This is a genomic window from uncultured Sphingomonas sp., from assembly GCF_964021865.1.
Lineage (GTDB): Bacteria > Pseudomonadota > Alphaproteobacteria > Sphingomonadales > Sphingomonadaceae > Sphingomonas.
Map to the genome: position 1 here is coordinate 1 of NZ_CAXIAM010000098.1, position 4,859 is coordinate 4,859.

The 4,859-nt window shown below is 69.2% G+C and carries 6 protein-coding genes; 1 reads left to right on the forward strand and 5 read right to left on the reverse strand.

Going from position 1 to position 4,859, the window contains the following annotated elements:
• From ribB to AADI75_RS15965, 5 genes are all read right to left on the reverse strand, one after another.
• Positions 1–763, reverse strand: a 763-nt coding sequence (gene ribB, locus AADI75_RS15945; RefSeq protein WP_341209970.1) for a 3,4-dihydroxy-2-butanone-4-phosphate synthase, incomplete at its 3' end; no start/stop codon positions are given.
• Positions 753–1,358, reverse strand: coding sequence for a riboflavin synthase (locus AADI75_RS15950; RefSeq protein WP_341209971.1), 606 nt, complete (start codon positions 1,356–1,358; stop codon positions 753–755). The genes ribB and AADI75_RS15950, both read right to left, overlap by 11 nt.
• Before the next feature lie 12 nt (positions 1,359–1,370).
• A complete protein-coding gene (ribD, locus tag AADI75_RS15955) occupies positions 1,371–2,420 on the reverse strand; it encodes a bifunctional diaminohydroxyphosphoribosylaminopyrimidine deaminase/5-amino-6-(5-phosphoribosylamino)uracil reductase RibD (protein ID WP_341209972.1) in 1,050 nt (349 codons plus the stop codon).
• 37 nt (positions 2,421–2,457) lie between these two features.
• Positions 2,458–2,808, reverse strand: a complete 351-nt coding sequence (locus tag AADI75_RS15960; protein WP_341209973.1) for a hypothetical protein — start codon at positions 2,806–2,808, stop codon at positions 2,458–2,460.
• A gap of 18 nt (positions 2,809–2,826) precedes the next feature.
• On the reverse strand, positions 2,827–4,164 hold the full coding sequence (locus tag AADI75_RS15965; protein ID WP_341209974.1) for a glutamate--tRNA ligase: 1,338 nt from the start codon (positions 4,162–4,164) through the stop codon (positions 2,827–2,829).
• A gap of 79 nt (positions 4,165–4,243) precedes the next feature.
• Between AADI75_RS15965 and AADI75_RS15970 the strand changes: the two genes are divergently transcribed.
• Positions 4,244–4,859, forward strand: a 616-nt coding sequence (locus tag AADI75_RS15970; RefSeq protein WP_341209975.1) for a ribose-phosphate pyrophosphokinase, incomplete at its 3' end; no start/stop codon positions are given.

Consider the following 4,859-nt stretch of genomic DNA (forward strand, 5'->3'; position numbering starts at 1 on the left):
CCTTGACCAGCGCGATCTGCTCGGTGCCGGTCGCCTTGTTGCGATAGGCGCGCACCGTCCAGTCGCCGCCCCAGCGGCTGGTGAACGGCGCCTCGCTGACCAGTTCGACCAGATGGTCGTGGCGACGGCGATAGGCGATCAGGTCGCGGATCGTGCCGATCTTGAGATTGTGGAGCTGCGCGAACGAGACGAGATCGTCGAGGCGCGCCATCGTGCCGTCCTCGTTCATGATCTCGCAGATCACGCCCGAGGGGTTGAGCCCGGCGAGCCGCGCGACGTCGACCGCCGCCTCGGTATGGCCGGCGCGCACCAGCACGCCGCCGTCGCGCGCGACCAGCGGGAAGACGTGCCCCGGCGTGACGATGTCGGTGCGGTCCTTGGTCGAGTCGATCGCCACCGCGATCGTGCACGCGCGGTCGGCGGCGGAGATGCCGGTCGTCACGCCCTCGCGCGCCTCGATCGACACGGTGAAGGCGGTTTCGTGGCGCGTACCGTTGTTGCGGCTCATCAGGTCGAGCCCGAGGTCCTCGACCCGCGCCTTGGTCATCGCCAGACAGATCAGCCCGCGACCGTGACGCGCCATGAAGTTGATCTTCTCGGGCGTCGCCATCTGCGCGGGGATGACGAGATCGCCCTCGTTCTCGCGATCCTCGTCATCGACCAGGATGAACATCCGGCCGTTGCGCGCCTCGTCGATGATTTCTTCCGGCGTCGACAGATAGCCGTGGCGCAAACGCGCGAGTTCGGCGGACTTAGCGGCCACGATAATGCTCCATGCGTTGCAGATAGCGGGCGAGGACGTCGATCTCGACGTTGACGGCGCGACCGGCCTCCAACGCGCCGAGCGTCGTGACCGCCTGCGTATGCGGGATCAAATTGACTGCGAAATGCGTGCCGTCGCCCTCGTCGCGCACCGCGTTGACGGTCAGCGACACGCCGTCGATCGTCACCGAGCCCTTGGTGGCGAGGAATGGCGCAAGCGCGGCATCGACGCGGAAGCCGATCCGGCGCGAGTCTCCGTCGGCGGACACGTCGATCACCTCGGCGACGCCGTCGACATGACCGGTGACGATGTGCCCGCCGAGTTCGTCGCCCAATTTCATCGCGCGCTCAAGGTTCAGGCGGCGGCCGGCCTGCCATTGATCGCGGGCGGTACGCGCGACCGTCTCGCCCGAGACGTCGACGACGAAATGGCCCGGGCGGGTATCGACCACCGTGAGGCACACGCCCGAACAGGCGATCGACGCGCCGAGGTCGATCGCGGCGGTGTCGTAGGCGGTGGCGATCGTCACGCGCCGGTCCCCGCGTTCCTCCACGCTTTCGATGGTGCCGATGTCGGTGACGATGCCGGTAAACATGGGAAAAGCCTTTCAGGCGCGCTCGTAGACTTCGAGCCGGTCGCTGCCAAGCTGGCGCTGATCGGCGAGCGTCCAGCGGCCGTGCGCGTCGGCGAGGTCGGCAAGACCGAGGTCGGGAAGCGTGCGGCCGCCACCGATCAGGACCGGCGCGCGATACAGCAGCAGGCGGTCGACGAGATCGGCGCGCAGGAAGGCGGCGGCGGTCTGCGCGCCGCCCTCGACGAACAGGTGGTCGGCGGGGAGCGTGGCGATGGCGTGAGGGTTGGGGATGTAGACTATTTTTCCCCTGCAAGGGGAGGTGGCAGGCCGAAGGCCTGACGCAGGGGTCGCCGCTTGCGGAACCGTCTCCAGCCTCATCACCCCTCCGTCAGCCCGTTGGGCTGCCACCTCCCCTTGCAGGGGAGGGTTTGCCGTGAGCACCACGCGCAGCGGGCTGCGATCCTCCAGCCCCGGCAACCGCACGTCGAGCCGGGGCCGATCCGCCTCCCACGTCCCGCGCCCGACGAGGATCGCGTCATGGCGGCTGCGTTCGAGATGGGTGTGGGCGCGCGCTTCGGGGCCGGTGATCCACCGACTGCGCCCGTCCGCCAGCGCCGCCGCGCCGTCGAGCGACAGCGCGAGCTTGAGCGTGACATGCGGACGGCCGAGCGCACGGCGGGTGAGGAAACCCGCCATCGACCGCCGTGCGGCGTCGGCGAGCACACCGGTGTCGACCGCGATCCCCGCCGCACGGAGCCGCGCGAAACCGCCGCCATCGGTGCGCGGATCGGGGTCGCCGAGCGCAGCGACCACGCGCGCGACACCCGCCGCGGCGAGCAGATCGGCGCAGGCGGGACCACGCGGGCTGACATGCGCGCACGGCTCCAGCGTGACATAGGCGGTCGCGCCGTGTGCCGCAGCGCCCGCCTCGGCGAGCGCCATCGCCTCGGCGTGCGGACGTCCACCCGGTTGGGTCCAGCCGCGTCCGACGACGCGGCCGTCACGGACGATCACGCACCCGACATTGGGGTTCGGTGTCGTCCGCCCGCGCGTCCGCCCCGCCAGCGCCAGCGCGGCGGCCATCCAGCGCGCCCCGTCCACCCTGGGGTCGGTCAATGGATCAGAGGCCCATGTCGTTCAATTTGTCGTCGAGCCGCTTGAACCCGGCGCGCAGCTTTTCCTCGCGCGCCTTTTGCGCGGCGATCTCGGCATCGCGGATCGGCTTGTCGATCTTCTGCTGCGCGACGATCTCCGCATCGGTGCGGTCGAGCTTCCACTGCTGGAAGTAGACGATGTTGGGGTGATATTCCTTCTCGGCATAGGAATCGTAGAAGAACGCCCAGATCACCACCGCCGTCACCGCGATCGACAGCGCGAAAAAACTCCACTCGTAGCGCTCGCGCGTCCGGAGAAAGTAACGCAGATCGCGCGTGGCGCGCACCGGCGAGATACGGGCGAAGAACTGTCGCATGACGCGAGATATAGGGCGTCAGTCGCGGCTGTTCGAGTCCAGTCGTGCGATCGCCCGCTCGCGCCCGATCAGCGGGAGCAGCGCGGCCATGTCCGGGCCGTGATCGCGCCCGGTCAGCGCGCGACGCAACGGCAGGAACAGCGGCTTGCCCTTGCGCCCGGTCGCCTCCTTGAGCGCGGCGGTGAGCGCGTGCCACGGGTCGGCGGACCAGTCGATCGCGCGCGCCACCGCGGCGGCCTGCGCCAGATAGTCGGCGTCCTCGCCCGGCGCGGGGGCGTCGATTGGTCCCTCGATCACCTGCCACCAGTCGGCGGCGCCCGCGACCGTCTCCAGATTGGGACGGATCGCCTCCCACACCGCCGCATCGATCCTGGCGGGCAAACGATCGGCGACCACATCGAACGGCAGCTGATGGACGATCCGCGCATTGACCTGCGCCAGCTCGCGTTCGTCGAACTTGGCGGGCGCACGGCCGAACTGCGCGAAATCGAACGCCGCGATCAGCGGTGTCGGATCGGGATGCGGCTCGACCGGCTGACTGGTGCCGAGCCTTGCCAGCAGCGCGACGATCGCAGCGGGCTCGATCCCCTCGTCGCGCAGCGCCTCCACGCCGAGGCTGCCGAGCCGCTTCGACAATTTGCCTTCCGCGCCGGTCAGCAGCGCCTCGTGCGCGAAGGCGGGCGGGGTCGCGCCCATTGCCGCGAACATCTGCAATTGCAGCGCGGTGTTGGTGACATGATCCTCGCCGCGCACGACATGCGTGACGCCCATGTCGCGATCGTCGATCGCCGAGGGCAGCATGTAGAGCCACGAGCCGTCGGCGCGGCGGATCACCGGGTCGCTCATCGTCGCCGCGTCGAAATGCTGTGGCCCGCGGATCAGGTCGGTCCATTCGATCGGGCTCGCATGGTCGAGCCGGAAGCGCCAGTGCGGACGCACGCCGTCGGCCTCGAGCGCCGCGCGCTCGGCATCGGTGAGCGCCAGCGCGGCGCGATCGTACACCGGCGGCAGCCCGCGCCCGCGCAGGATCTTGCGCTTGAGGTCCAGCTCCTGCGCGGTCTCATAGGCCGGGTAGATATGCCCGGCGGCGCGCAGCTCGTCGAATACCGCCTCGTAGCGGGCGGTACGCGCCGATTGCCGCTCCTCGGCGTCCGGGTGGAGCCCCAGCCATGCGAGGTCGGCCCGGATCGCGTCGACGAACCGTTCCTCGCTGCGCTCCGCGTCGGTGTCGTCGATGCGCAGCAGGAAGCGCCCGCCGTGCGCCTTCGCCCACATCCAGTTGTGGAGCGCGGTGCGGATGTTGCCGACGTGGAGCGTGCCGGTCGGGGACGGCGCGAAGCGGGTGATGACGGTCATGGGTCAGCCGCTTACGCGCGCCCCCTTCCCCTCGCCAGCCCCCGCGCCTAAACGAGCGCGCACGAAAGGGTGTTCGTCCATGAAATTGATGACCGGCAATTCCAACCTGCCGCTGGCGCGCGCGATCTCCGACTATCTGGAGGTGCCGCTGACCGAGGCGCTGGTACGCCGCTTCGCCGACGAGGAAATCTTCGTCGAGATCATGGAGAACGTCCGCGGCGAGGATGTGTTCGTCGTCCAGTCGACCAGCTATCCGGTCAACGACAATCTGATGGAATTGCTCATCATGATCGACGCGCTGAAGCGCGCGTCGGCCAAGCGCATCACCGCCGTCCTCCCCTATTTCGGCTATGCGCGGCAGGACCGGAAGCCGGGGCCGCGCACCCCGATCTCGGCCAAGCTGGTCGCCAATCTGGTGACGACGGCGGGGGCGGACCGCGTGCTGTCGGTCGACCTGCACGCCGGGCAGATCCAGGGCTTCTTCGACATTCCGACCGACAATCTGTTCGCCGCGCCGGTGATGAGCGCGGACATCCGCTCGCGCTTCGGCGAAAAGAACCTGATGGTCGTCTCGCCCGATGTCGGCGGCGTGGTGCGCGCGCGCGCGCTGTCGAAGCGGCTCGACAACGCGCCGCTCGCGATCGTCGACAAGCGCCGCGAGCGCGCAGGCGAATCCGAGGTGATGAACATCATCG